Here is a 25,922-nt window from a genome sequence, read left to right on the forward strand (position 1 = left end):
ATCAGTCGATATCAAAGCTGTAATAGAGGTCTACCGAGCTCTCCAGTCGACTGACCACCTCCAGCCACAGGCGCGCCTGCAGGTACAGGCGCGCAGTGAGCACGTTGATCGGCTCATATAATCCGACACCGTAGGACAGGTATATGCGCTCGCCGATATAGCCGCTTACGGTCGCCGCCGTGTCGTCTTCGGAGCCGTCTGTGCCGAACTCCACATTGCGCAAACCCGGTAACTTGTTCAGTTCTTCCACCAGGGCACTGCGGTTCACCAGGCTGGTGCCGAGCGACAGGGCCATGGCAGTGCCGTCCGCGCCGGCGCCGGAATCCAGCCCGCGCCCGCGCAACAGATACGACAGCGCTTCGGTTTGCGACATGGCCGGTTCCGCATACACAGTCAGCTCCGGCTGCTCCAGCGTGCCGGTGACCGTAACCCCGGCACGCACATCCTCCGCCGGTATTTCACGCTCAGCGCGCAGGTTCAGCTCCGGGTTTTCGGGGGCGCCGCTGAAAGCAATTCGCCCCTGCCGCACCAAGAGGCGCTGACCATAGGCGCGAAACTCCCCGCCGATGATGTTGAGATTCCCAAACAACTGCAGGGGCCGTTCCGGTGCCTGGCGCAGATTGAGGTCGCCACCTACGGTGAGGTTCAGGTCCTTGCCGCGTATCCGGAAGCGGTCCTCAATGCGCAACCGCAAATCGGCATCGAGACCGAAGGGGTTGTGCGCTTCGAGTGGATTACCGGCAAAGTCGACCTCCACCACATCATCAGAAAGCGTAACGCTACCTGGCGGCAACTCCTCGTACGCGAGCAGCCCCTCGTGTACCCGCACCTCGCCACGTACGTGGATACCGGAAGGCGTGATGCGCAAACGCAAGTCCGGCGACACGTCGAGTTGTGTGCTCGGCGGGTACAGTAAGCGGTGGTGGTCGCCCTTGATATCCAGGCGCAGTGCCGGCTCGGCACCGAACTGGGCATCGCCGCTCAACGCCAGTTGCCCACCACCCACCATCGCGCCGCCCGCCAGGGATGCGGTGGTGCCATCGAGGGCGATACGCACATCGATATCGTCAATCTCGGTGGGGTTGGCCTCCAGCCGCACCAGGCCGTTGTGCCACCGCAGCTCGCCCTGCCCCTGTGGATTCTGCAGGTTACCTGAAAGTTGGATGCGCCCGTTCAGTTCACCATCGATGCGTGTCAACTGCGGCAGAAAAGGCCGCAAGGCCGCAATCTGCAAGGCGTCAACGGCAAACAGGCCCTGCAGGGCACCGTCGCGCCGTGACGGCAGCGCCACATTGAGCGCAAGACGCTGGCGGCCGTCCTGTTGCAGGCCGGCTTCCAGGGCAAGGCCATCGTCGCCCTGCTCCACAGTGACGGCAAGGGATTCCCAGGTCAACGAGGCAGACTCCCCCTCGGGGTAGAATTGCGTAATTGCGCCCCCCAGGCTGGTCAGCTGCGCCTCGCCCTGCAGCGCGGCATCAGGAGTCCAGGCAATCGAGACCTCGGCCTGCAGCGGCCCACGGGCCTCGACTTGCTGCGGCAATACTGCGTCAACCAGTGCCAGATCGCCGGTCAGTTGGCCAGTGAAGCCGCCCGTGGCGCCCAATGCAATGTCCGTCAGGCACAACTCGCTCTCCGGTAACAACCAGCAGTGCGCGCTGACGCTGCCACCGGCTTGCGTCAAACGCGCCTCAATCGGTATCCCCAGGGACAGCGGGCCGAGCGGCGTGGCGAACTCGGTCGGCGGCACCGTCAATTGCCAACCGTCGTCAACGGCAGTCGCCGCCACCTCAAGCTGGCCGGTTATCTCACCCGTGATGCTGAGGCCAAGCTCTGCGGACTCGGGCCCACCTTGTAACTTGAGCCCTAAGCCCTCCAGTGCCACGCCGGCCAATTCCACCTGGTCCAGGCGTAACTGGCCCTCACCGCGCAGGCTCGCGCCCAGGTTCTCGCCCAGGTCCATGCTGCCTTCCAGCACACCGCGGTCTGCGCGGAGGCTGTTCCAGTAAACACCTTGCACGCTCCCCCGCAGCGCCAGACGATTGCTCGCCGGCGACCAGTCGGCGTTTAACAGCACACTGCCACCCGCGTCACGTGACCAGCGACTGAGGTCGGCAATACCCAACTCAGCGTGTACCTCACCCTCGCTCCCGTCGCCTGCAGTGATATCGATCTCTGCGCCATTTACCTGCGCGCGCAGCGCACCGCTATGCACCAGCGTAGCGGAATCCAGTATGAGCTCCCCCTTAACCAGCGCCGGAAGCCCATTGATATCACCCGACAGGTCAACAGCATCAAGTTCGACCCGCCAGTTCTGCGCCTCTAGCTGACCGCTGGTGACGAAACCGCCCGACAGAGAGCCGAACAGGTAATCGCTCCAGCGCGGCATCTGCAGGCCGGGCGTCTCCACAATGGCCCGCCAGGCGATTGCCTCGGCGTAGTCCAGCACCCCTGATGCAGAGAGGCTGCCGGCACTCGCCCCGTCAAGCTGCAGCGTATCGACCTCAAGGCTGCCGGGGGTGTGACGGGCTGACAGCATGATATCCAGGGACTCGTAGCCCAGCTCACGTAGCTGCGCCCGCAGCGTGAGCGCCTGAGCCTCCAGGTCACCTGTGACATCCAGTTCCAGTGGCCACACCACCGCGGCCTCGGCGAGCGCTGCCGGCACCCCCTCAACCTCTGCAAGGCCCAGTGGCTCCTCCCCGTCGAGCACAGCCGAGAGGTTGAAAGGCAGCTCAGGTGCAAGCAGGTCGACTGCAGCGGAAAGTGCCAGGCGCGGCTGCCCCGGTGAGAACAGCTCAAGCTGCAGGTCACCCGCACCGCCGGACAGCTCGAGCTGCAGCGTTCGTGTGCTGAGCTGAGCTGGCAGCTCCGCCCGTGTAAGGTCGGCGCGCAAGGCCAGCTGCAGCGGCCAGTCGCCCGTCATGTTGACGTGGCCACTGGCCGCAAACCGACCGAGCTCCGCCTGGACCAGCTCCAGTGTTTCGATCTCGAGCTGTTCTCCACGCCAGCGCGCGGCGACACGCACGGCTTCGAACTGTGTGACCTCATCGCCCAATCGCAGGCGCGGCTGCTCCAGCGTCAGCGCATCGATGGCCAGGATAAGCGGCAAGCGCAGCTCGGGCAGCTTGAGGGCTACCCGCGCTGAGGGGGCTTCTACAGGCGCTGAGGGCTCTGTTGCAGGCGCTGAGGGCGCTGTTGCCTCAAGGGCGAGTTCGGCGTTGCGCAGGATTGCCGACCCCAAGTACACCCCCTCCCGGGTCAGCTCAATATCCAGCTCGGAAGCGCCCTGCTGCCACACACCTCCGGGCCAGTGCACGCGGGTTTGCGCTATCCGCACGCCCGGTGCTCGCAAGCGCACCGGGAACTGCATGGGTTCGTTGGAGGATGCTTCAGCAGCCGCTGCATCGGTCGTATCCTGCTGCTCCACAACCACGTCCAGACGATCAATATCCAGCTTGGCAAAACAGAACAGACTCTGCCACAGGCAGGCGGGACGCAGCTCCGTGTGTACACCCGCGAGTTCGACCTTCAGGCCGTCGAGTGTCAAACGCAGATTCGCGAGCTGCAATTCACCGGCCAGGCGCCCTCCTGCGTAGGTCACCTGCAGCGGCGAGCTCGCCGGGATCAGGGTCACCAGAAACCGTGTGCCGCTGGCACTGAACGGCAGCAGCAGCAGCGCGATGACGAGCGTCAACAGAACAGCGCTCAGTACCGCCGCCAGCTTCTTCAAAACTCCGCTCCGATATTGATGTGGAAACGCCAGTCCGGGTTGTCCTCGCTGACGCTGTTGGCGATTTCCAGCTTGAGGGCGCCCACCGGAGTCAGATAATGCAGCCCGAAGCCCGCACCGATCACCGCCTCGAACTCACCCTCATCGAAGGCGTCACCCCCGTCCACGAATACGGCGGCACGCCAGTCCGGCAGGAACCTGTACTGGTACTCGAGGCTGGCCAGCGCCAGGCGATCGGCCCCGAGCACATAATCTACCTCACTACCATTGCGCAGCATGACGGGAACCGTATTGCCGATGGATTGATACCCGTAGCCGCGCAGGCTCTGTGAGCCACCGGCGAAAAAGCTCAGCGATGGTGCCAGATCGTCCCGCTGCCCCTCCCCAATGAGCGCCGCACCCGCCTCGGCACGGCTGACCAGGCGGCCCCGGTCGCCGAGTGGCATCACATGCACCCAGTTGGCGTAGAGCCGGGTCATATCGATACTGGAACCGAGCTGACTCGAGGTGGCTTCCACCTCATAGAACTGGCTGAAACCGCGGTCGGGATTGACCGGCGACCCCTCTCGCGACTTGTGCGAAACCGTGAAACCCGGCAACAGATAGTCTTCGTCGCCCTCTACGGTCGCCGCATCCCAGCGCTCATTCAGTGCCCGCAGGTGATAACTCAGTACCCACCTGCCATAGCGTCGTTCCCGGCGTACCTGCGCTTCATGCTGGTTGCTGTCCAGATCGCCGTACTCATTCTGTTCCACGCGCAGCGACAACTGCAACATGTCCTCCAGCGGGTGAGTCAGCGGGATGTTGTACGTGAATTGCCCACTGGGGTTGATGCGGGAATACTCGAAGCGGGTTTCCTGGCTGTGCCCGTGGCGGTTGATGCGCGGTGTTTTCCAGGTAACCGATACGCGCTCCTCGGTATCAGTGCTGTAGCCTATACCCACATCCACGGTGTGCCGTTTGGCGGGAAACAGGTCCAGCTGCAACGGTACGCTGCCATCAGCGCGCTGCTCCAGCAGCGGGCGCAGGGTGACTCCGGAAAAGTAGCCGGTACGTTGCAGCTCTGCCTGCAGGGTCTGTAAGGCGCCAACGTCGTAGGGCTCTCCCGAGGTGAAGTGACTGAGCGACTGCAGCAGCTCAGGGGACACGAAATCCTCGGCATAGCGCAATTTCCCCACCCGGTAGCGATCGCCACTGGCGTAGTGCAAGCGCACGCGTGCGCTGTTCGCGCCCGGTTCCACCTCCACCGAACGCTGCAACAATCGCGCATCGAAATATCCTCTGCGCTGCCCTAACTGCAGCAGCGAATTACGCAGTGACTCGTAGTGCCCGTGGTGCAGTATATCGCCCACGGCAAGTCCCGGGGCAGCAAGCAGGCGCTGAAAGGCCGGATCATCCTGCGCGTCGCCCATTACCTGAATATCAAGCGCTTCCACCATCACCGGCGGACCGGGCGTCACGGCAATCAGCAACTCCCAGGGGCTTGAGGATCTGTCGACTGTGAGGTCGACATCGGCACGGTAATAGCCCAGCGCCTTCAAGCTATCCGCCACACGCTCCCTGGCCGAGGAGAGGAAATTGCTGCGCGCGGCTTCGCTTTCCGGCAGCGCGCCCAACCAGGCTTCAACATTGGCGCGCTGTGCTTTGTCGAGCCCCTCCAGGCGGTATTCGAGGAGCGCGTCTGCCCTGACGGCAGACCAGGGCAGGACACAACAGCACAGCAGCAGAAAGCGAGCATGTCGCAGCACAGCGGGCTTTACCCGAATCAGGCGCTGGCTGCGAGATGGGCACGGCCCCAGAAATTATAACCGGCAATGCGTGGTGTACCCGGCAGATACTGTGTCTGCAGTTCACTCACCTGGAAGCCACCTGCAGCGAGTAGGCCGGGAATATCTCGGTTCAGATTGCAGCCCCCGGCCACGGCGGCCCAGAAACCGTTGACCCGATTCTGCCAACGCTGCACACCGGCATCCGGGGCGAGACCGTGTTCCAAGAACAGTAACTCTCCGCCGGGCCGCAGCACGCGCGACATGCCCCGCAACGCCGCGACCGGATCGGGAATGGTACAGAGCGCAAAGGTTACGACAACCGTGTCCACACTCTCATCCGCCAGTGGAATCGCTTCGCCTGGCAGGCCGACGAACTCCACGGTAAACGGCAAGGCGGCCGCACGCTTGCCGGCGAGTTCCCAGGACTTTTCCGAGGGATCCAGGCCAATCAGCCGAGTCACCTTCGCCGGGTCGTAATACGGCAGATTGAGGCCGGTACCAATGCCGATTTCCAGCACCTCACCACGCGCAAGTGGGACAACCTTCTCGCGTTGGCGCATGATTGGCTTGCTGCCACAAGCACAATTGATCACATGAGGCAGGATTCTCCGCTCGTAAAAACCCATTCTGCTAATCTCCATGAATTGCGTATGATTATACCGGCGTATGCTCCGCTAGCCTATGCACCGAAGACAAACGAATTCGACTGCACCCGCACCGAGGTAGACCCCGTGAACACCTGTCGAGTTTCATCAAACCAGCCCGCGCTGCCATGAAGGCCCGGGAAACAGCGCTCAGGAGTGCCCTGTTACAGGCGCAACTGGACCTGGGGAAGCGCGACTACCCCATGATCGTTGTGATCGGGGGTTTGCCGGGTGCCGGCAAGAGCGAACTGGTGCACCGACTGAATGAGTGGCTGGACCCGAGATTCATTGACACCAGCGCCCCGTGGAGACATTCGGACGAAGAAGAGGATCGCCCCTATTTCTGGCGTTTCTGGCGACATATGCCGCGCAAGGGGCGTACCACCGTTTTTCTCGGCTCGTGGTACACCCGGCTCTTGTACGACAGCGCGGCGGGAACGCTCACTGCCTCGGAGCAGCGTGAGAGTCTGGCGACCATACAACGCTTTGAGCACATGCTGTACAACGATGGCGCCCTGCTGGTGAAATTGTGGCTGCATGTGAATCGCGACACCCAGCAACAACGGCTCGCCGCAGACCGACTACGCCTGCAACACCTGCCGGCGGCGGCAGCACAATGGGCTGAGGACCCCGCGGCCGCTCAGAGCGCGGCTGATCAGGTGCTTGCAGAGAGCAGTTCCGCGGCGGCGCCCTGGCACTTGATTACGGCAGAGGACCCGCGCCAGCGCGACCTGGACGCCGGGGCAACACTTCTGCGCATGATGACGGAGCGCGCCACGGTAGCCCGTAGCGGCAGCGGAGCAACCAGCACGCCCTGCCCGCCCCCCGCGCACGTGACGACAACACTGGCAGCGGTACCGAACGATTTGCGGCTCTCTAAACCCACCTACCGTCGTTCACTGGCGGAACAACAGCAGCGCCTGCAGTCACTCGCGTGGCGTGCACACGAGGCGCAACGCTCTCTGGTAGCGGTTTTCGAAGGCTGGGACGCAGCCGGCAAGGGCTCCGCTATTCGCCGGGTTACAGCAGCGATGGACCCTCGCCTCTATCGCGTGGTGCAAAGCAGCGCGCCCTCGGACGAAGAGCGCGCCCAGCATTATCTGTGGCGTTACTGGCGTGCGCTGGAACGGCGCGGTCGCACCATGTTGTTTGATCGCTCCTGGTACGGACGCGTGCTGGTAGAGCGTGTGGAGGGGTTTGCGACGACCGAAGAATGGCAGCGAGCCTACGAGGAAATCAATGATTTCGAGGCGCAGATTTCCGGGCACGGCGGCGTGGTACTGAAGTTCTGGCTGCACATTTCGCCGGAGGAACAACTGCACCGGTTTCGACAGCGAGAAACCACACCACACAAACAGCACAAGATTACCGAGGATGACTGGCGCAATCGCGAACGCTGGGAGGACTATGAGCGCGCCGTGCTGGACATGCTCGCGCTGACATCCACCCCGAACGCACCCTGGATACTGGTTGCGGCCAACGACAAGCGTTATGCCCGTGTGCAGATCCTGCGATCCCTCTGTGACCGGCTGGAACAGGCACTCGGTACCCAGCCGTGAGCCCCGGCGCTATACTGCCCCACCGTTCACGGCCGAGAGACGCAAGCCCATGAAACTGCATATCATCACCACCGGTGGCACCATCGACAAGATCTACTTCGATGCCAAAAGTGACTACCAGGTGGGCGAGCCGGTTATCGGTGAGTTACTGCAGCGCATGGGAGCCCGGTTCGACTACAGCGTGGAATCGGCCATGCGCAAGGATAGCCTGGACATGACAGACGCTGACCGTGATCTGATCCGCCGCGCCGCAATCCAGTGCCCCGAGCAGTGTGTTCTGATCACCCACGGCACCGACGGCATGGTCGCCACAGCACGCGCGCTGCAGGCCATTCCCGGCAAGTGCATCGTGCTCACCGGCGCGCTGCAGCCGGCGGCATTCGCGCAGTCCGACGCCATCTTCAATATCGGCTGCGCCATCGGGGCACTGCAGAGCAAGCCACCCGGCGTGTACATTGCCATGAACGGTGAGGTATTCGATGCGGACAACGTGGTTAAAAACGTTGCGGCAAACCGCTTTGAAGCGGTCACTTCAGCGTAAGAGGGGCAATCCGGCATCCTGCTTGATCGCTTCAATGACGACATAGGTATGCGTCTGTGCGACACCGGGCAGGTCCACGATACGCGCCAGCACGGCGCGATAGGCATCCATGCTGGTGAGCCTCAGTTTCAGTAGATAATCAAAACCGCCTGCCACCATATGGCACTCCGCCACCTCCTGAATCAGGATTACGGCGTCCCGAAAGCGATCAAACACCTCCGCCGTTGTGCGATCCAGCGTTACCTGAATGAAGGCGCTGGTGCCGAACCCCAGCGCCGCGGCGTCGAGGCGAGCGCTGTACCCTTCTATAAAACCCGCATTCTCCAACCGCCGCACCCGCTCAAGACAGGGGCTGGGGCTGAGATTGACCCGGCGGGCCAACTCCACATTGGACATGCGCCCCTCGCCTTGCAGGAAAGAGAGGATATGTAAATCTGTTTTATCCAAGGTATAAATCATGCAACTCTCGTCCTCAAAGCCACTCAAGACCACATAATATTCTTTAAAATGAGAATTTAGCAGAATATTGTTCAAAAGCACGTGCAAAAAAAACAGCTCATTCTGCCGCCCACTGACTACAATTCTCACTTTCATGCTGCCCGAGAGCCCGCGCCATGCTGCACGACTGCCGACTCGATTCCACTGACGCGCTGCGCCAGGCCATGGAAGCCACCCACCGCGACGATGAGGCGCGGGTACTGGAACAATTGCTGCCTGTCGCCACCCTGAGCCAGGCCGCTCGCAGCCGCGCCTGGGAGCGGGCGCGGCAGCTGGTGGTGAATATTCGCGAAGCGCAGGTGGGCAAAGGGGGCGTGGATGCCCTGCTACAGGAGTTTGCGCTATCGACGGAGGAAGGCGTGGTGCTGATGTGCCTCGCCGAGGCACTCCTGCGCGTACCGGACCACCTCACCATGGACAGGTTGATACGCGACAAGCTCGCCGATGGTGACTGGAGCTCCCACCTCGGCAACAGCGAGTCGCTGTTCGTCAACGCCTCTGCCTGGGGGCTGCTCCTGACCGGCAAGGTGGTGAACTACAACGACGAAGACAACCCGCGCCAGTTCGGCCTGTTGAAGAAAACCATGGGGCGCCTGGGGGAGCCGGTTATTCGCGCCTCGGTGCGCTATGCCATGCAGATCATGGGCACCCAGTTTGTGATGGGCACCACGATAGAACAAGCGCTGGAACGGGCGCGGGAGGCGGAACGCCGGGGCTATCGCTACTCCTACGACATGTTGGGCGAAGCGGCCCGCACCGCAACCGATGCCCAGCGCTACTACGACAGCTATCGCAACGCGATCGAGGCCATCGGCCGCGCTGCCAACGGCCGCGGCCCGGAGCACAGCCCCGGCATCTCGGTGAAGCTGTCTGCCATTCACCCACGTTACGAATTCGCCCAGCGCGAACGGGTTATGACGGAGCTGGTGCCACGCCTGAAAGCGCTGGCACTGGCGGCGAAATCCTTCGACATCGGCTTCACCGTGGACGCTGAAGAAGCCGACCGGCTGATGCTGTCCCTGGACGTCATCGAGGCCGTAGCCAGCGACCCGGAGCTGGGCGACTGGCAGGGATTCGGGGTGGCCGTGCAGGCCTACCAGAAGCGCAGCCTGCTGGTAATCGACTGGCTGCGGGAACTTTCCCTGCGCTGCCAGCGGCGCTTGATGGTACGCCTGGTCAAGGGCGCCTACTGGGACACGGAAATCAAGCTGGCACAGGTGGAAGGGCTGGAAGATTATCCAGTGTTCACACGCAAGGCCGCGACCGACGTCTCCTACCAGGCCTGCGCGGCGCGATTGCTCGCCTATCGCGACAGCCTCTACCCACAATTTGCCACACACAACGCCTACACCGCGGCCACTATCCTGGAGATGGACAGCGACCGCAGCGGTTACGAATTCCAGCGTCTACACGGCATGGGCGAAACACTCTACAACCAGATTGTCGATGCCGAAAAGGTGCCCTGCCGGGTGTATGCGCCGGTCGGCGTACACGCCGATCTGCTCGCCTACTTGGTGCGCCGGCTGCTGGAAAATGGCGCCAACAGCTCCTTCGTCAACAATATCGTGGATGAGGACATTCCAGTGGCAAACCTGCTGGAAGACCCGGTTGAGGCCGCCCGCGGCTGGCAGCAGAAACGCAACCCGTTGATTCCCCTGCCACCCGATCTGTACGGTGAGGAACGCCGCAATGCACAGGGGGTGGACCTGCATGACCGCCCCACCCTGCAGGCGATACGCAGAAATATGCTGTCCTGGGAGGCCTCGTTGCCCATCGCGGCCGTCGGCACCGGCAGCGTAAGCGAAGTGCGCAACCCCGCGCGCCGCAGCGAGGTGATCGGCCACATCAAACTGGCCGATGCCGCTACCATCGAGTCCGCGCTGGCGCTCGCCCATGCGGGGTTTCCCCAGTGGTCCGCGCTGCCCGTGAAGGAACGCGCACAGTGCCTGCAGCGGCTGGCAGACGCCCTGGAGGCCCACCGCGATGAGCTGATCGCACTGTGCTGCAAGGAAGCGGGTAAAACACTGCGCGATGGTGTCGCGGAAGTGCGCGAAGCCGTGGATTTTCTGCGTTACTACGCCGCGCGCGCCGTGGAGGCCGGCTTTGCCGAACACGGCTTACAGCCGCGCGGCGTGGTGCTTTGTATCAGCCCCTGGAATTTCCCCCTGGCGATTTTCATCGGCCAGGTCAGTGCCGCGCTGGCGGCGGGCAACACGGTCGTTGCCAAACCCGCAGAGCAAACCAGCCTGATTGCCCGGCGCACTGTGGATTTGATGGCGGCGTGCGGCTTTCCCGAGGGTGCCATCGCCTTGCTGATCGCCGAAGGGCGCGCCGTAGGGGAGCAGCTGGTCCCCGACCTGCGAGTAAAAACTGTCATGTTCACGGGTTCCACCACCACGGGCAACTGGCTCGCGCGCAAGTTGGCCGAGCGCAGCGATGCTCCGGTGCCCCTGATTGCCGAAACCGGCGGCCAGAACTGTATGATCGTCGACTCCACCGCACTGCCCGAGCAGGTTGTGCGCGATGTGGTGACGTCTGGCTTTCAGAGTGCGGGGCAGCGCTGCTCCGCCCTGCGCGTGCTGTTCCTGCAAGAGGACATTGCCGACAAAGTGATCGACATGATCATCGGCGCCATGCAGGAGTTACGCCTGGGGGACCCCGCTGAACTCGCAACCGACATCGGACCGGTCATTGATGAGCGTGCGCAGCAGGCACTTGACGACCACGTGCGCTACCTGGAGGCGACCGGGCGTCTGCTTTACGCCGGCGAGCGTCCGGCGGGGCATGCAGCCACGTTTTTTCCACCCCACCTCTATGAGATCAGCAATGTATCGCTGCTGGAACGCGAGGTATTCGGCCCCATCGTGCATGTGATCCGCTATCGTGCGGAGGCCTTTGACGAGGTGATAGCGCAGATCAACGCAACCGGTTTCGGCCTCACTTTCGGCATTCATAGCCGGATTGAGGAGGCCTGCCAACGCGCGGCTGAGCGCGTGCAGGCGGGCAACATCTACGTCAACCGCAACATGATCGGTGCCATTGTGGGCGTACAGCCCTTCGGTGGGCGTGGACTGTCCGGCACCGGCCCAAAAGCCGGCGGTCCGCAGTATCTGTCGCGGCTGGTGACCACCGGCGAAGAAGCAGAAAACGCCGCGGGCCAACTCGCGCTGCCGACCGCCGGTAGCGAACTCCCGGCAACGGCTGAGGCACTTGTCGCTGCGTGCAAGGCCACCCCGGGCTGGGCGTGTCGCCCGGTCAGTGATCGGGTATCGGTGTTGCGACGCTTCCTGGCATCCTATGCAAGCCGCCCTGATGACAACCCGGCCATCCTTGAAGAAACGCTGGGCGCCGCGCGGGAACAACTGCACAACGCGGCTACCCTGCTGGCATCATCACAACAACTGCCCGGGCCGACCGGTGAGTCCAATCAGCTACAGCACGAACCACGCGGCACCCTGCTGTTGCTTCTGGACACCCGGGAACATCAGGGCGAGTACCTGATGGCGACCGTCTCGGCCCTGGCCACAGGGAACGGGGTTATCGGTATGGCCGCGCCTGAGCTGGTGGATGAATGGCAGGCACTCATGGCCGGCCTGCATGCCGCGGGCCTGCCCGCGGGGCTGTTCCAGGTGCTGCCGCTGGAGAGTACAGACACCCTGCTCAAGCAAGACGGCATCCACGGCGCGATGGTACACGCGCGCAGCCGCTATCTGCGGGCTGCGGCGCGGGCACTCGCAACACGGGAAGGCCCTGTACTGCCGCTGATCAGCTGTGTTGCACCTGAAACCCTGCTCAAGCAAACGCTGTGGGAGAAATCGGTGAGTATTGACACCACGGCCGCGGGTGGCAATGCGTCGCTCATGACCATGGCCAGCTGAGCGAACGCCAGCACCGGCTGCGAAGCACTCTCCAGGCTTAGTCGAGGCTGGCGAGCCCCCCTGCCGGACAATTGAGAAAGTCCGAGTTGGCCAGCCAGTCGGGATCCGGGTACCAGGAAAACAGGAATTGGCCGTCCTTGAGGGTATCGACAACGGTGCTGGCGACCTCCTGACGGACCGCGGGGCAACCCTGGCTGCGCCCGATTCGGCCCTGTCGGTCTATCCACTGCGGATCCACATAGTCCGCGCCGTGAATCACGATAGCCCGCTCCCGCGCCAAATCATTGATGCCGGCTTCAAGGCCATCCATACGCAGGGAATAGCCGTGGCGGCCCCGGTAGCTCTCACTGGTGCGAAACAGCCCGATACTTGACTGGTGACTGCCAGATACGTTGGAGAAACGGGAGGCCACGTTCTGCCCGGAGCCCTGCCCGTGAGCCACCAGCTCATTGAGTAGCAGCTCGCGCTGGGACAGGTCGAAAATCCACAACCGCTGCTCACTGGAGGGCAGGGAGAAATCGATAATGGCCAGGCGCTCTGCGCGCTCCAGTCCACGATCGAGGGCACAGTTCATTGCCGCAACGGCGCGGCGTAGCACGGTGCGGTCGAGGGTGGGAGCGACGGCGGTCAGGGCCCGCACCAGCTCCGTGCCACCCGCCGCGGCGGCCGGCAGGGAGGCGCCGAGGCACAGCCCGGCGGCAATGACGAACACACAACTGGCGCGCCCCAACATTGTGCTTATCCCTCAATTAACGCTGCAGCTTACCGCATCGCCCCAAAACTGACCAGAGCGCGAGTCCTGCCCCACGTCCGCCGAGCCGTCTCCCGCACACCGACGACTGCGGCTGCAGCCATGGCGAGCCGGACCTTGCGCTAGGTCTTTTCAGGGCAGAATCTCGATCGGCGTACCCACGGTCACCAGCCGCCAGATCTCGTCCATATGTGCGTTGCTGACGGCAATGCAGCCGTCAGTCCAGTTGAACAGCTCCGCGCCGGGTTGCGGTGTCTCCGGCTGTCCGTGGATCATGATATTGCCACCGGGGTCTACACCCAGGGCTTGCGCCCGTTGCCGGTCGCGCTGATTGGGGTAAGACACGCGAATTGATTTATAGAAGCGACTCTCGGCGTTCTTGTAGTCCAGAATATAGCGCCCCTCCGGGGTGCGCTCATCCCCCTCACGCTCCTTGTGCCCCCAGGGCACCGGGCCCAGGGCCACCGGGTAATGGCGCACTACCTCACCGCTGGACTTGAGGTACAGCACACGCTCCGATTTGACCACAACCACCTGATCAACGGCTGGATTGAAGGCCAAAGCGGCCTCTGGCAAGATAAAATTCAGGAAAAATGCACAAAACGCCAATAACGCTCTTACGCTCACTGGTTTACCATGCTCCCGGAGTGATATTTTACGCGCGTTCGAACCAAGGGCCCCAGACGGGAGTTCGAAGTTTGCACGTTTCGCCACTTTGTGGCTTCCTAGTTCTGACAGGCCAACCCTGCTCAAGGAGTATTACCATGAAATCCACGCTCATCAAGGCTGTTGCAATCGCCGCGTTCGCGACACTGGCCACAGGCTGTGCCAGCTCGTCACAAATCGACGAAGTACGCAGCATCGCGGAAGCCGCTCAGCGCTCAGCTGACGAAGCCAAGCAATCTGCAGCCGGCGCAGAGCGCACTGCCTCTGACGCCAAGCGCATCGCTGAAGAAGCCAAGCGCAGCGCCGATGAAGCCAACAGCAAAATCGACCGCGCCTTCAAGACGTCCATGCAGAAGTAAGCTGTCGCACGTTTTCCGGCGGGGCTTCGGCCCCGCCGTTTTACTTTAGCCCCAACCTTATTCACCCACGGCATCGCTGTCGTTCGATTTATCCGGCCTGTGGTGCTCAAGCCAGATCGGCCCCACCGGTACAGGCAAACCCGTCGACGCTTCGGCGGCAACGCGCACCTTGCTCCAGTCCACCGTAAAATCCCGGCGTTCACCCAGCGTTCTCGCTATGGCCGCTCGCAACTGTTGTACACGCTCGTCTACCGTGATCGGCAGGTCGCCCAAGGGGTTGTGTGACTCCACATAGAGCGTATTCCCCATCCAGCCGGCCTTCACCGGCTGATAGACAATCTCCACCTGGCTGCCTACCGGCACCTGTTCGTAGAGGTACTCGACGTCTTCCGGATACATGCGCACACAGCCAGCGGTAACCGGCATACCGATACCAAGCTCCCGATTGGTGCCGTGAATCAGGTACGCGGGGAGGTTCAGGTACAGCGCGCGCGTGCCCAGTGGATTATCCGGCCCCGGTGGCACTACCGCCGCCACCGGTGTACCACGTTCTGCGCGATCCTTGCGAATCGTCTCCGTGGGATACCAGGTGGGGTTTTGAGCCTTGCGCGTCACACGCGCCGTGGCCAGAGGGGTTTCACGCCCGCCGCGGCCTATACTGATCGCGTAGACGCCCACGCGCGCGGGCTGCTCGGCCACTGCAGGCTCGTAATGATAGAGCCGCATCTCTGCTGTATTGATAACAATCCCCTGGCGCGGAGCCTCGGGCAGAATGTGCCAGGTAGGCAATAACACCTGGGTCCCCTCGCCTGGCAGCCAGGCATCGACACCCGGGTTGGCAGCGCGGATGGCACCGTAGCCCGTACGGTAGCGCCGGCCAATCAGGACGAGGGTATCTTCTTCGGCTGCCGTGGTTGTGACCAGGCCACCCACCAGGTGGTCCTCGGGCTCCGGAATCGGGTAGAAACCGCTGGCGGCGGCCTCCGGGGCGGCAACGCCAGCTTGCGCAAAACCGCCTAGAACCAGTGCCGCAACCGAGACACGCAGAAAATCAGAAAAGCACTTCATGAGCAAACCGGCCATCCAGCCAAAACAGGGCAGCATCATACGCGCTGCCCTGCCCGGAGCAAATAGCCGGTTGAGCTACTCGAAGTGTTCGCCGGCGGCCAGTTTCTGCTGCACGATCGCCGGGGCGAGGAAGCGCTCGCCGTAGTGCTCAGCCAGCACCGCACAGCGCGCCGCGAAACGCTCCAGCCCGTAGGTATTGACGAACTGGATAAGCCCGCCGGTCCAGGGCGGCGCGCCGATGCCCATGATGGAACCGATATTGCCATCATCCACGGTGCGCAGAACCCCGCTCTCCAGGCAACGCAGTGCCTCGATAACCTGACGAAACAGCAAACGATCCCGCATATCCGCTTCCGGCACGCTCGCTTGTGGCTGGTAGTAGAGCTCCAGCAGACCGGGCCAAATCGTCTTGCTGCCGTCTTCCGCGTAGTCGTAGAAGCCTCCGCCGTGGTGACGCCCACCGCGGCCATGCTCACCCACAAGTGTGTTGATCACACCGCGCGTGATGGTGCCGTCACTGAACTTGTCCAGCACGCCCATTTCTGCCCAGGTTTCCTGTGCCTTGCGTGTCAATTCCAGGCTGACTTCGTCATACACCGCCAGCGGGCCGACGGGCATACCGATGGCCTTGCCCATGTTCTCCACCTGCACCGGATGCAGCCCTTCGGCCACCAGGCGCACCCCTTCATCGAGATAGGTGCCAAAGGTGCGGGAGGTGAAAAAGCCCAACGAGTCGTTGACCACAATCGGCGTCTTGCGGATCTGCCGTGCAAAATCGTAGGCCTTGGCAAGTGTCTCGTCGCTCGTTTCAGCCCCGCAGATAATCTCCACCAGGGGCATTTTATCCACCGGTGAAAAGAAATGGATACCGATGAAATTGGCCGGGTTCGCGCTCGCTTCAGCCAGCTGCGTAATCGGCAGGGACGATGTGTTAGACCCCCATACGCCGTCGGCTGCGAGCTGCCCTTCCAGCTCGCGGGTAATCTTGTGTTTCAGGCTCATGTTCTCGAAGACCGCTTCCACGATCAGGTCGCAGCCTGCAAGGTCGTCATTGCTGACGGTCGGCAATATCAGGTCGAGGATTGCCTGTTTTTTGTCTTCCGTGAGCTTGCCGCGCTGTACGCGCTTGTCCAGCAGACGCTCGCTATACGCCTTGCCGCGGCTGGCGGCATCTTCACTGACGTCCTTGAGCACCACGTTGATACCCGCCATGGCCGCCACGTAGGCGATACCCTGCCCCATCATGCCTGCGCCCAGTACGCCCAGCTTCTTGATATGCTGGGGGGGCACGCCCTGCGGCCGGCTACCGCCACGGTTGACCCGGTTCATGGCAAAGAAGAACGTGGAGATCATGTTCTTGGCCACCGGCGTCATTGCCAAATAGGTTAAACCACGTGACTCCACCCGCTGCGCCGTATCAAAGTCCAGACGCAATGCCTCCACCGCGCAATCGAGAATCACCTCAGGAGCCGGCAACAGGCCACGGGTTTTTTTACGCAGCATGGCAGGAGCCAGGGTAATGAGTTGCGCGATTTGCGGGCTGGAGGCGTTGCCGCCCGGGATTCGGAAGCCCTTGCGGTCCCAGGGCTGCAGCGCGGCCTCTGCACTGTCCTGTTGTGCGGCTATCCACGCCTTCGCAGCGGGGACGAGCGCCTCGCGACTATCCACCAGCTCATCCACCAGGCCCGCTTTCAGCCCCGCCGCCGGGTCAATGCGCGTACCTTCCAGCAAGTAGGGCAACGCCTTCTCCAGACCCAGCAGGTTGACCATACGCACCACACCGCCCCCGCCCGGCAGCAGGCCCAGGCTCACCTCGGGCAGACCCAGCTGCACGCTGCGGTCGTTCAACGCGACACGGTGGTTACAGGCGAGCGACAGTTCAAAGCCACCACCCAGTGCTGCGCCATTGATCGCAGCGACAACCGGCACCGGCAGGCGCTCGAGGCGGCGCAAGCCCGACTTGACGCGCTCACCCTCTGCCATGAACTCGGCCTCGTCACCAGGCTTTGCGGCCAGCAGGTCGTTGAGGTCACCACCGGCAAAGAACACCTTCTTGGCCGACGCAATCACCACGCCGGTCAGCCCGCTTTCCGCTTCCAGTTTCTGCAGTGTCTCATCCATCGCCACGCGGTACTCTTCGTTCATCGCGTTGACCGGTCCGGTCATGTCCATGGTGACTGTTACAATGCCGTCAGCATCTTTCTCGTATTTGAATACACTCATTGTCTTTCGATCCTTTTCCTGTTCGCCGCGGGCTTAGATACGTTCAATAATGGTGGAGATACCCATGCCACCGCCCACGCAGAGCGACAGCATCCCGCGCTTGAGGCCGCGCCGTTCCAGCTCGTCCAGCACGATGCTCACCAGCATGCCGCCCGTCGCACCCAGAGGATGCCCCATGGCGATCGCGCCGCCGTTTACATTGGTAATGCTGTGGTCAATACCCAGGTCCTTCATGTAGCGCAGTGCCACCGAAGCGAAGGCTTCATTGATTTCCCACAGGTCGATATCTGATGTCTGCAGCCCTGCCTTGCGCAAGCACTTCTCCGCAGCAGGTCCGGGCCCTGTGAGCATGATGATGGGGTCGGTGGAGAGTACCGCGGTTGCCACGATACGCCCGCGTGGCGTCAACCCGAGGTCTTTACCCGCCCGTTCACTGCCGATAAGTACCGCACTGCTGCCATCCACAATGCCTGACGAGTTGCCCGGGGTGTGTACGTGGTTCACCCGGTCCAGCTTGGTGTATTTGGCAAGAATGACATCGTCGAAGCCCATCTGCCCCGGCATCGCAAATGATGCCTTGAGCCCGGCGAGGCCTTCCAGCGTGGTATTGGGCTTGATAAAGTCGTCTCGCTCCAGGATGGTCAGCCCATTGCGATCCCGCACCGGCACCACGGAACGATCGAAGTAGCCGTTGTCACGCGCATGGGTAGCACGGCGCTGCGATTCCAGGGCAAAGGCATCGACATCCTCACGGCTCCACCCCTCGAGGGTGGCAATGGTATCCGCACCGATACCCTGCGGCACAAAACCACTTTTAAGGCTGAAGGCCGGGTCGCCGCCCATCGGGCCGCCGTTGCTACCCATGGGCACACGGGACATGCATTCGATGCCGCCGGCAACCACCAGGTCTTCCCACCCGGAGGCGACCTTCTGGGCAGCGATATTCACCGCCTCCAGGCCTGACGCACAGAACCGGTCCAGCTGCACCCCGGCGACTGACTCGTCCCAGTCGGCGTTCTGCACAATCATTTTCGCGATGTCGGACCCCTGCTCACCCACCGGCGTCACGCAGCCCATCACCACATCATCCACATATGCAGTATCCAGGTCGTGACGGGCCTGCAACTCACGCAGCAGTCCGGCACCGAGGTCCACCGGTTTGACTTCATTGAGGCTGCCGCCCGTCTTGCCCTTGCTGCGGGGTGTGCGCAGCGCATCGAAAATATAGGCCGTGTGTGTCATGGGACTCCTCATCTAAGGGTTGTGCATATTCAGTCAGCGCACATAGTGAAAGTTGCCTGGCTTGGTGGCAATGACGTCAGCTACTAAAAAAATTGACCTGAGGTGACACGTCACCCGGCGAATCGCGGATTAACCCGCCGGGCGATAACACTGCGCAGTCAGAGGGACGCTCAGAATTCGAACCGATTCACCTTGTCACCCGGTGTCACCTGCCCCTGCAGACCGACCGGGTCCTGGTTCATCAGCGCTTCGAGCGCCGCCCTGTCATCCCGCGGGGTGTTGGCGAGAAAGCGCCGACCGTCCTCCATGCGCCCGAGCACGATGCCGCGGCTGGGCATCGCCTTGTCAAATGCGACCGCACAAGCCTCAATCGTGCCGCGACCCCGTGGCTCGTTGTCTACCTCCAGCCGCGGGGATGCATCTATCGTGGTCTGCAAGTCCGGACGCACCAACGCCCAGGGCTGGGTGCCTGCCTCGCGGGAATAAACGCCAACCGCATGCTTGGTGAGGTAATTGCCGTTGGCGGTGACCACGGCGTGTGAGCCCTTCTCCGCCTGCAGCTGCGCGACAACCTCGGCAATCGCGTGTAGCGAGTAGTTATTGCCGGGGCCACCAAACAGGGTCAGGCCACCCGTTACCGTTACGCCGCGCGGGTCATCCAGGGCAAGACCGAGGGCGTTACAGGCCACCTGCACAGCCGAGGGGAAGCAACTGTAGAGATCAAACAGATCGATGGATGCGAGCGACAGCCCGGCTTGCTCCAGGGCGCTGCGCGCGCACGCTGCCAGCGCGGGAGATTCGTGGAGCACGGGGCGCTCACTGAAGTTCCAGATATCGCAGGCGGCCGCCCCACCGCGCAGAAAGATCCAGCGCGCGGGGTCAACCTTGAGCCGGCGCGCCTCACCCACGGTCGTCATCACAACCGCCGCTGCCATATCGACTGCCAGAATGGCGTTCATGCACTTGGTATAGGGCCAGGTGATCATGCGATTGCCGCCACTCGTGTCGATGGCATCCTCGGCGGAGAGGACTTCCTGACGCCATGCCAGCGGGTTGGCTGCGGCCACCTTGCTCATGCGACTCACCAGGCCACCCAGCCGCTGCATGTGTGCGTCCTGATCCAAACCGGCCGCGTGGCGCAAGGCGCTCTCAAACAGCGGGTACGTGCGGATGGGCTCCACCAGACCGTGTGCCCATTCGCTGTCGCTGCAGGCAGCGCGGTTATCGCCCAGCTGCACAGACGTGTGACGCCCACCCTGTTGCCAGTGACTGATGTCAGCACCGGAAGACAGGGCACCGAACAAGGTGTACATCAGCTCTGCACCGCTGATAAGTACCGCTTTCGACTCCCCCGCAACCAGGCGATCCGCAAAGTAATTCACCAGCAGCTGCGGTGTGTTGCCACCCACGTCGGCGGCAAACGTTTTGGCCTCAACACCGAGACGCTGGCACAGCGCATCGCTGGCATGCGGGGGCAGCATGCTGGCCAGGTCGGGCACCTGAGCCGCCAGAAAGGGCACGGTTGCCACGGTATCAATAGCATCGCGCAATCCGGGAGCATCCGCGTCCGCGAGTGCTGCACGCGACACGCTTTCCAGCGCATCGACCAGGCTGCGTGCCGGGTCCCTGTCACGCCAGGTATGCTGGGCCTGGGCAATCAGTATCGGTTGATCGTCATTCATGTGGTCTCTTTAGCCTTTTGGCATGTCGGGGGAGTCAGGCATCTGCGTTGCCCTGTGGTGCGGCAGCGGCGAAGGCCGGCAACTGTTCAAGGTAATCTGCGATAGCGACCAGCTTCGGGTACGGCGCGAGATCCTGCTGGAAACGCCGCGCGTTGTACATCTGCGGGACCAGACACACATCAGCCAGCGTGAGCCGCTCGCCAAAGCAGTACTGAACGCCGGTGACCTGCTGTTCCAGGGCGCCGAAGCCCTGCGCGATCCAGTGGTGATACCAGCCCAGCTTGTCCGCTTCACTAACGCCCAGTTCGTCCACCAGATACCGCTGCACACGCAGGTTGTTCAGCGGGTGAATGTCGCAGGCGATGGACTGCATCATGGCGCGCACACGGCAGCGCTCGACGGGATCTCGCGGCAACAGGGGTGGCTCTGGCCGCGTTTCCTCCAACCACTCCAGAATGGCGATGGATTGGGTCAACAACGGCCCTTGTCCGGCTGCAAGCGCGGGCACCAGGCCCTGCGGGTTCTGCTGCAGATACTCGTCTGATGACTGCGCGTTTGCTACCAGGTCGACGGGAATGGCCGTGTAGTCAACGCCTTTCAGGTGCAGCGCAATGCGCACCCGGAAAGCGGCGGACGACCGCCAGTACTCATATAGCCGCACAGACGCCATGGTCGAGCGGGCCTCAGGCCAGCACCTCGGCAAGGAAGTCGTTCAGGGCCTGCGCCGAGCGACGGTCGGCATCGGCGTTGTACACGGCGCCAAACCCGGGGTCGTTCGCTGCCGGATTGGTGAAGGCATGCAGCGTGTTGCCATAGGCATGGATCTGCCAATCGGCGCCCGCGGCGGTCAGCTCGGCGGCCAGGGCCAGCACACTTTCCGGTGGCACCATGGGGTCGTCGTAACCGTGCAGACACAGCACTTTGGCACTAATACTGGCCCCGGCACTGGTTTCCGGTGCATTAAACAGCCCGTGGAAGCTGACCACACCGCGCACGTCCGCGCCGCTGCGAGCGAGGTCCAGCACGGTGAGCCCGCCAAAACAGTAGCCCATCGCGGCCAGGCGTGTTTCATCGACTTCAGGTTGCTCACCCAGCACCGCCACGGCCTTGTTTACCAGTGCCTGTAACAGCGCCCGATCAGCCAACAGGGGGCCGATCAAGGCCTGGCACTCCTCAGTGCCCTCGCCGTAGACGCCGCGGCCAAACATATCCAGAGCAAAACCCACGTAGCCGGCCTCGGCCAGTGCCACAGCCTTGTCCTGCTCAAAAGCGCCGCGCCCGGCCCAGGTGTGAGCCACCGCAACGCCGGGGCGGGGCTGTGTTGCACTATCGTCCCAGGCCAGAAAGCCCTCGTAGGTGACACCGGCATGGGAATACTCGATCAAACGGGTCTGTATGGACATGCTGTTCCCTCGTTCCAAAAACCCCTAGCCTAGACGATGCCGCCGGCTCAGGAAAGCCCCGGCACCACACGCAGACAGGGCGCATCACCCTGTGTCACCAGACCGTGGATTTCGATACCGGCGTTGGCGCGAAACAGGTCGCAGAGAAAAATTGCAATCTCCTCCGAAATCCTCTGCCCCGGCACCAATACAGGAATACCCGGAGGATACGGCACTACCTGGTCGGCACTGACAGCGCCCACCACTGCCGGGTTGACGCCCTGCTCCACCCCCTGCAAGGGCACCAGCACCGCAGGCGCAAAATAGGCCTCCCGCGGCAGACAGGCGAAGTCGCTCAGCGCCGGCAACCCTGCGCCCTGGCGCCGCGGCGAGCTGGCGTCTGCCTGTCCCGGCGCCGCGCGCGCCAGTGCCTGCAGTGCGTTGAGCAAGCGCAACACCTTGCTTTCGGTGGAACCCAGGGTGACCAGAATACTCAGGGTATTGTGCGTCACCTTTTCGATCTGAATGCCGTAGTCTTCAAATAACAACAGCTGTAGCTGACGCGCGGAATACCCCGACGCCGACACATCCACGCTGAGTTTGAGCGGATCCAGCCGTATCGCGTCGTCGCGCAATGCATGCGGCAGCATGTCATCGAGGGTCAAGACTCGAAACACTCCCGTTCGATCAATACCCTCGCGCAGCTGTATCGCGATCCTGAAGCAGCCCTGCAGGCGCGCAAAGCCCTCAAGACTCATTTGTTTCCGCGCCACGTCAAGACTGGCGATCATCGCGTACTGCGGACTGGTTGAGGTATGCATGTTGAGATTTTCCCGGAACCGGTGCAGGTCAAAATCCGGGTCGGTGACGTGAATCATGCTCGCCTGGGAAAACGCGGACAGCATCTTGTGCGTACTCTGAGTCACGTAGTCTGCGCCGCAATCGAGTGCACAGGGATGCAGTTCGGGATGGAAGCGACCGTGCGCATACCAGGCTTCATCCACCAACACCTTGATGCCTGCAGCATGCGCATGGCGAACGATCGGCGCCAGATCATAGCGAAAGCCGTCATATGTGCAGCTCGTCAGCACCAGTAGCTGCGCATCCGGATTTGCGTCAATCGCCGCAATCACCTCCTGCTGTGGCACGGGGCCGTAAAATCCGAAGCGTGTATTCATGGAGGCAGGCAGATAGACGGGCTCGACGCCGAACAGAACCACCGCGTGATGCACCGATTTGTGACAGGCCTGATCCAGGATCACTTTGCCACCGGCACCGGCAAGCTGCTGCAGGATGACCTTGTTCGCGGTGGACGTACCATTGGTGACGAAAAACGTATGGCGTGCGCCGAAGGCTTGCGCAGCGAGTGCCTGTGCTTCCTGAATGACGCTGTGGGGTTCCAGCAGTGAATCGAGCGTCTGCACCGACACGGACAGATCGGTATTGAATATATGCTCGCCCATGAGTTCGTAGAAATCCGCCACCCAGGGGCTGTCACGCAGGCTGTCGCCCCCGGAATGACCGGGGGTGTGCCAGGCATCCTTGGCGCTGTAAACGTAGTCGCGCAGGGTGTCGGCAAAAGGGGTACGCGACCGACGCTGCAGGGCACTTACCAGCTGACGGAAAAGCTGCGAGGGCCGGGTGTCCTCCCTGTGCAACAACTCCACCGCGACGGCATCGGGGACCGTATCCCCATTGGGCATCAGAAACAGGTCCAGCTCCGGGCGCAGCCGGGCAAGAACCGGCAGTACCGAGGCGGCATCCGGCAGCGTGCTGGCGTCCACCACCGCTGCCTGCAACAGGCCATCCTCGCCTGCCGCACGCAGCATATCTGCACCCGTTTTCAGCGCGCGGAAGTGAAAACCCCTGTGCAGAGCCCGCTGTTCCAGTGCCGCGCAACGGGTCAACTCATCCACCCAGCGAGTCGCAAACACAGGGTCGCCACTGACGATCGCAACGTGCACCTGAGGTTCTCGCATCGCGGGTGTCCTGTGTTGGTCGCTCAGCTCGCCGGGGCCTGGTATGCCAGTGGGTCAAGCCGGTGCATCTCGGCTTCTATCCAGCGCTCCACCTCGTCCATGAGTTCTCCCGGGTCCCTGTCCAGCGCGGAAACCGGCGTGCCGATCGACACATCAATGACACCGGGGATAAACAGGAATGTGCGTCGTGGCCAGCAGCGCCCGGAGGTCACGGCAACAGGAATAACGCTGGCGCCGGTGGCAACGGCAAGACGGGTGGCGCCGCTCTTGTACTGCCCCTTGCTGCCACGCGCCGTGCGCGTGCCTTCGGGAAACATGATGACCCACTTGCCACGGTCCATCAGCTCCCTGCCCTGAGCGGCCACGCGGGTCCAGGCTTCAGAACGCTTGCTGCGATCGATATGCACCATCTTGAGCCGCGCGAGACACCAGCCAAAGATGGGAATGTACAGAAGCTCTTTCTTGAAAACATACGCCAACGGATGCGGCGTCATGCTCGGGAAGAAAAAGGTCTCCCAGGTCGACTGGTGCTTGGGGCACAGTACGATGCGGCGCATGTCATCCGGCGCCGGCAGGTTCTCCATGCCGTGAATACGATACTGTACACCGGCGATGAGCCGCGCCGCTTCCACCACGCCGCGCAGCCACGGGACGGCAAACCACCACCAAAGCCGGGTATCGTTGAGAAACAGCGACATCACCACCAAAGCCAAGCCAACCGGAATGACCGTCACCACCATCCACAGGAAAACCAGCAGAGAGCGCACCACTTTCACAGGTCGCCGCCCTCCGTCACGGGAACACCCGCGCTGGTGAGGAACTCCGCGATATTGGCGAAGGCCTCTTCCGCCTCCTCCAGCTCCGGCGTGAACATTTGCCACACGTGCACCATGTGCGGCCAGGTCTGCAGCACCACTGGCGACCCTGCCTCCTCTGCTCGGGCCGCATAGCGGCGGGAGTCGTCGAGCAGCATTTCCTGCTCACTCACCTGCAGCAGGGTGGGAGGCAGGCCGGCCAGATTGCCGCGCAGCGGAGACACATCCGGGTGCGAGGGTGGCAGCCGATTGGTAAACCAGGTACCCCACAGGAGCAGCAGCGCCGGCACCCTCGCCATCCAGCTGAACATCGGGCCCAGCATCGGGTCGGTCGCCAGATTAGTACGCAGACTGCCGCCGCTCATGGTTACATCCGTCGACGGCGAAAAGCCGATAGCCGCATCGGCCTGGCGCAGGCCTTCGTCGCGAATCCAGGCAATCAAGCCGAGGGTGAGGCTACCCCCCGCGGAATCTCCGGCCACCATGGCATAGTCCAGAGGCGTCGGGCCATCGGGGCCATTTTCCAACAGCCAGCGCCAGGCGTTGCGGCAATCATGAATGCCATCTATGCGCCTGTTTTCCGGAAGCAGACGGTAGTCCAGTGAAAACACCGCCGCGCCGGTCAGGCGAGCCAGACGGTCCGTAATTGCCCTGTGACTGAGCGGGCTACCGGCAATCCACGCGCCGCCGTGTATGTACAGCAGGCGACGCCTGGCATCGTGTCCCGGCGCCAGGACCCATTCGCCGCGCACGTTCGCCGCACTGACAGGCACAAAACTGCAGGTAAAATCACGGCCGGCGCTCAGGCCATCCATCAGGCTGCGCATGTGCACAAGCTGTGCACGGCCGCGCTGCTTCGCCTGCCCTGCCGGTAGCAGCTCACGCAGGCGCTGCAAGACGTCCGCATGCCCCGAGCTGGGCGGCGATGTCGGTGCAGGCAGTGCAGGCCCGTCAAAACGCGACATGTCAGCGCCGCGCAAATAGAGCAGGCTGAACAGCACGAGTGCCAGCACCACAACAATAAACCAGACCATGTGAACCTCCCGGAGCGATGAGGCCTGCATTAAACCAGAAGGCCTGTGGAGTACACAACGCAGAGCTTTGCCGGCTAAAACGCGGCTCAAACCCCTGTCCGA

Annotated in this window: 19 protein-coding genes; 4 read left to right on the forward strand and 15 right to left on the reverse strand. The window is 62.6% G+C overall.

Going from position 1 to position 25,922, the window contains the following annotated elements:
* Position 1: 1 nt before the first annotated feature.
* The 3 genes from EGJ68_RS10410 to EGJ68_RS10420 are packed head-to-tail and all read right to left on the reverse strand — an operon-like array spanning position 2 to position 6,059.
* Positions 2 to 3,730, reverse strand: a complete 3,729-nt coding sequence (locus EGJ68_RS10410; protein ID WP_123034476.1) for a translocation/assembly module TamB domain-containing protein — start codon at positions 3,728 to 3,730, stop codon at positions 2 to 4.
* Positions 3,727 to 5,478, reverse strand: coding sequence for an autotransporter assembly complex protein TamA (locus tag EGJ68_RS10415; protein ID WP_123034477.1), 1,752 nt, complete (start codon positions 5,476 to 5,478; stop codon positions 3,727 to 3,729). Before EGJ68_RS10415 ends, EGJ68_RS10410 begins: the two co-directional genes overlap by 4 nt.
* Before the next feature lie 17 nt (positions 5,479 to 5,495).
* Positions 5,496 to 6,059, reverse strand: a complete 564-nt coding sequence (locus tag EGJ68_RS10420; RefSeq protein ID WP_332888880.1) for a class I SAM-dependent methyltransferase — start codon at positions 6,057 to 6,059, stop codon at positions 5,496 to 5,498.
* Positions 6,060 to 6,271: 212 nt separating this feature from the next.
* Between EGJ68_RS10420 and pap the strand changes: the two genes are divergently transcribed.
* Together pap and EGJ68_RS10430 are read left to right on the forward strand one after the other, a co-directional pair.
* On the forward strand, positions 6,272 to 7,702 hold the full coding sequence (pap, locus tag EGJ68_RS10425; protein ID WP_123034479.1) for a polyphosphate:AMP phosphotransferase: 1,431 nt from the start codon (positions 6,272 to 6,274) through the stop codon (positions 7,700 to 7,702).
* A gap of 49 nt (positions 7,703 to 7,751) precedes the next feature.
* Positions 7,752 to 8,243, forward strand: coding sequence for an asparaginase domain-containing protein (locus tag EGJ68_RS10430; RefSeq protein WP_123034480.1), 492 nt, complete (start codon positions 7,752 to 7,754; stop codon positions 8,241 to 8,243).
* Here the strand turns inward: EGJ68_RS10430 and EGJ68_RS10435 are convergent.
* Positions 8,235 to 8,837 carry a winged helix-turn-helix transcriptional regulator gene (locus EGJ68_RS10435; RefSeq protein ID WP_456298011.1) on the reverse strand — a complete coding sequence of 201 codons (603 nt, stop codon included), beginning with the start codon at positions 8,835 to 8,837 and terminating at the stop codon, positions 8,235 to 8,237. The genes EGJ68_RS10430 and EGJ68_RS10435 overlap by 9 nt on opposite strands.
* A 20-nt stretch (positions 8,838 to 8,857) precedes the next feature.
* On the opposite strand from EGJ68_RS10435, the gene putA reads away from it, so the two are divergent.
* Positions 8,858 to 12,619: a bifunctional proline dehydrogenase/L-glutamate gamma-semialdehyde dehydrogenase PutA gene (gene putA / locus EGJ68_RS10440; RefSeq protein ID WP_123034481.1), complete on the forward strand. Its 3,762-nt coding sequence runs from the start codon at positions 8,858 to 8,860 to the stop codon at positions 12,617 to 12,619.
* 37 nt (positions 12,620 to 12,656) lie between these two features.
* Here putA and EGJ68_RS10445 read toward each other — a convergent pair whose 3' ends face one another.
* Complete coding sequence (locus tag EGJ68_RS10445; RefSeq protein ID WP_123034482.1) at positions 12,657 to 13,352, reverse strand: murein L,D-transpeptidase catalytic domain family protein; 696 nt, start codon at positions 13,350 to 13,352, stop codon at positions 12,657 to 12,659.
* A gap of 150 nt (positions 13,353 to 13,502) precedes the next feature.
* Entirely contained in the window at positions 13,503 to 13,931 is a 429-nt protein-coding gene (locus EGJ68_RS10450; protein ID WP_233248764.1) for a L,D-transpeptidase family protein, read from the reverse strand.
* 203 nt (positions 13,932 to 14,134) lie between these two features.
* Here EGJ68_RS10450 and EGJ68_RS18120 point away from each other — a divergent pair, with 203 nt between their 5' ends.
* Complete coding sequence (locus EGJ68_RS18120) at positions 14,135 to 14,395, forward strand: Lpp/OprI family alanine-zipper lipoprotein (RefSeq protein WP_035527002.1); 261 nt, start codon at positions 14,135 to 14,137, stop codon at positions 14,393 to 14,395.
* Positions 14,396 to 14,452: 57 nt separating this feature from the next.
* On the opposite strand, the gene EGJ68_RS10460 is transcribed toward EGJ68_RS18120, so the two are convergent.
* The 9 genes from EGJ68_RS10460 to EGJ68_RS10500 all read right to left on the reverse strand — a co-directional run bounded on the left by EGJ68_RS10460 (position 14,453) and on the right by EGJ68_RS10500 (position 25,820).
* On the reverse strand, positions 14,453 to 15,502 hold the full coding sequence (locus EGJ68_RS10460) for a L,D-transpeptidase family protein (protein ID WP_123034484.1): 1,050 nt from the start codon (positions 15,500 to 15,502) through the stop codon (positions 14,453 to 14,455).
* Between the two features lie 36 nt (positions 15,503 to 15,538).
* Complete coding sequence (locus EGJ68_RS10465; protein WP_123034485.1) at positions 15,539 to 17,686, reverse strand: 3-hydroxyacyl-CoA dehydrogenase NAD-binding domain-containing protein; 2,148 nt, start codon at positions 17,684 to 17,686, stop codon at positions 15,539 to 15,541.
* Between the two features lie 33 nt (positions 17,687 to 17,719).
* Positions 17,720 to 18,928 (reverse strand): acetyl-CoA C-acetyltransferase, encoded by a 1,209-nt coding sequence (locus EGJ68_RS10470; RefSeq protein ID WP_123034486.1) that lies wholly within the window; start codon positions 18,926 to 18,928, stop codon positions 17,720 to 17,722.
* Between the two features lie 170 nt (positions 18,929 to 19,098).
* Positions 19,099 to 20,610 carry an acetyl-CoA acetyltransferase gene (locus EGJ68_RS10475; protein ID WP_123034487.1) on the reverse strand — a complete coding sequence of 504 codons (1,512 nt, stop codon included), beginning with the start codon at positions 20,608 to 20,610 and terminating at the stop codon, positions 19,099 to 19,101.
* A 34-nt stretch (positions 20,611 to 20,644) separates the two neighbouring features.
* Positions 20,645 to 21,280: a maleylacetoacetate isomerase gene (gene maiA, locus EGJ68_RS10480; protein ID WP_123034488.1), complete on the reverse strand. Its 636-nt coding sequence runs from the start codon at positions 21,278 to 21,280 to the stop codon at positions 20,645 to 20,647.
* Between the two features lie 13 nt (positions 21,281 to 21,293).
* The gene (locus EGJ68_RS10485; protein ID WP_123034489.1) at positions 21,294 to 22,013 is read right to left on the reverse strand and encodes a dienelactone hydrolase family protein; all 720 of its coding nucleotides are present in this window, start codon (positions 22,011 to 22,013) and stop codon (positions 21,294 to 21,296) included.
* Between the two features lie 47 nt (positions 22,014 to 22,060).
* Entirely contained in the window at positions 22,061 to 23,971 is a 1,911-nt protein-coding gene (locus tag EGJ68_RS10490; protein WP_123034490.1) for an aminotransferase class I/II-fold pyridoxal phosphate-dependent enzyme, read from the reverse strand.
* Positions 23,972 to 23,994: 23 nt separating this feature from the next.
* Positions 23,995 to 24,747 carry a lysophospholipid acyltransferase family protein gene (locus EGJ68_RS10495; RefSeq protein WP_123034491.1) on the reverse strand — a complete coding sequence of 251 codons (753 nt, stop codon included), beginning with the start codon at positions 24,745 to 24,747 and terminating at the stop codon, positions 23,995 to 23,997.
* Positions 24,744 to 25,820 (reverse strand): alpha/beta hydrolase, encoded by a 1,077-nt coding sequence (locus tag EGJ68_RS10500; protein ID WP_123034492.1) that lies wholly within the window; start codon positions 25,818 to 25,820, stop codon positions 24,744 to 24,746. The genes EGJ68_RS10495 and EGJ68_RS10500 overlap by 4 nt, the downstream gene beginning before the upstream one ends.
* Between the last annotated feature and the right edge of the window lie 102 nt (positions 25,821 to 25,922).

Source organism: Haliea alexandrii (assembly GCF_003719295.1).
Taxonomy (GTDB): Bacteria; Pseudomonadota; Gammaproteobacteria; order Pseudomonadales; family Halieaceae; genus Haliea; species Haliea alexandrii.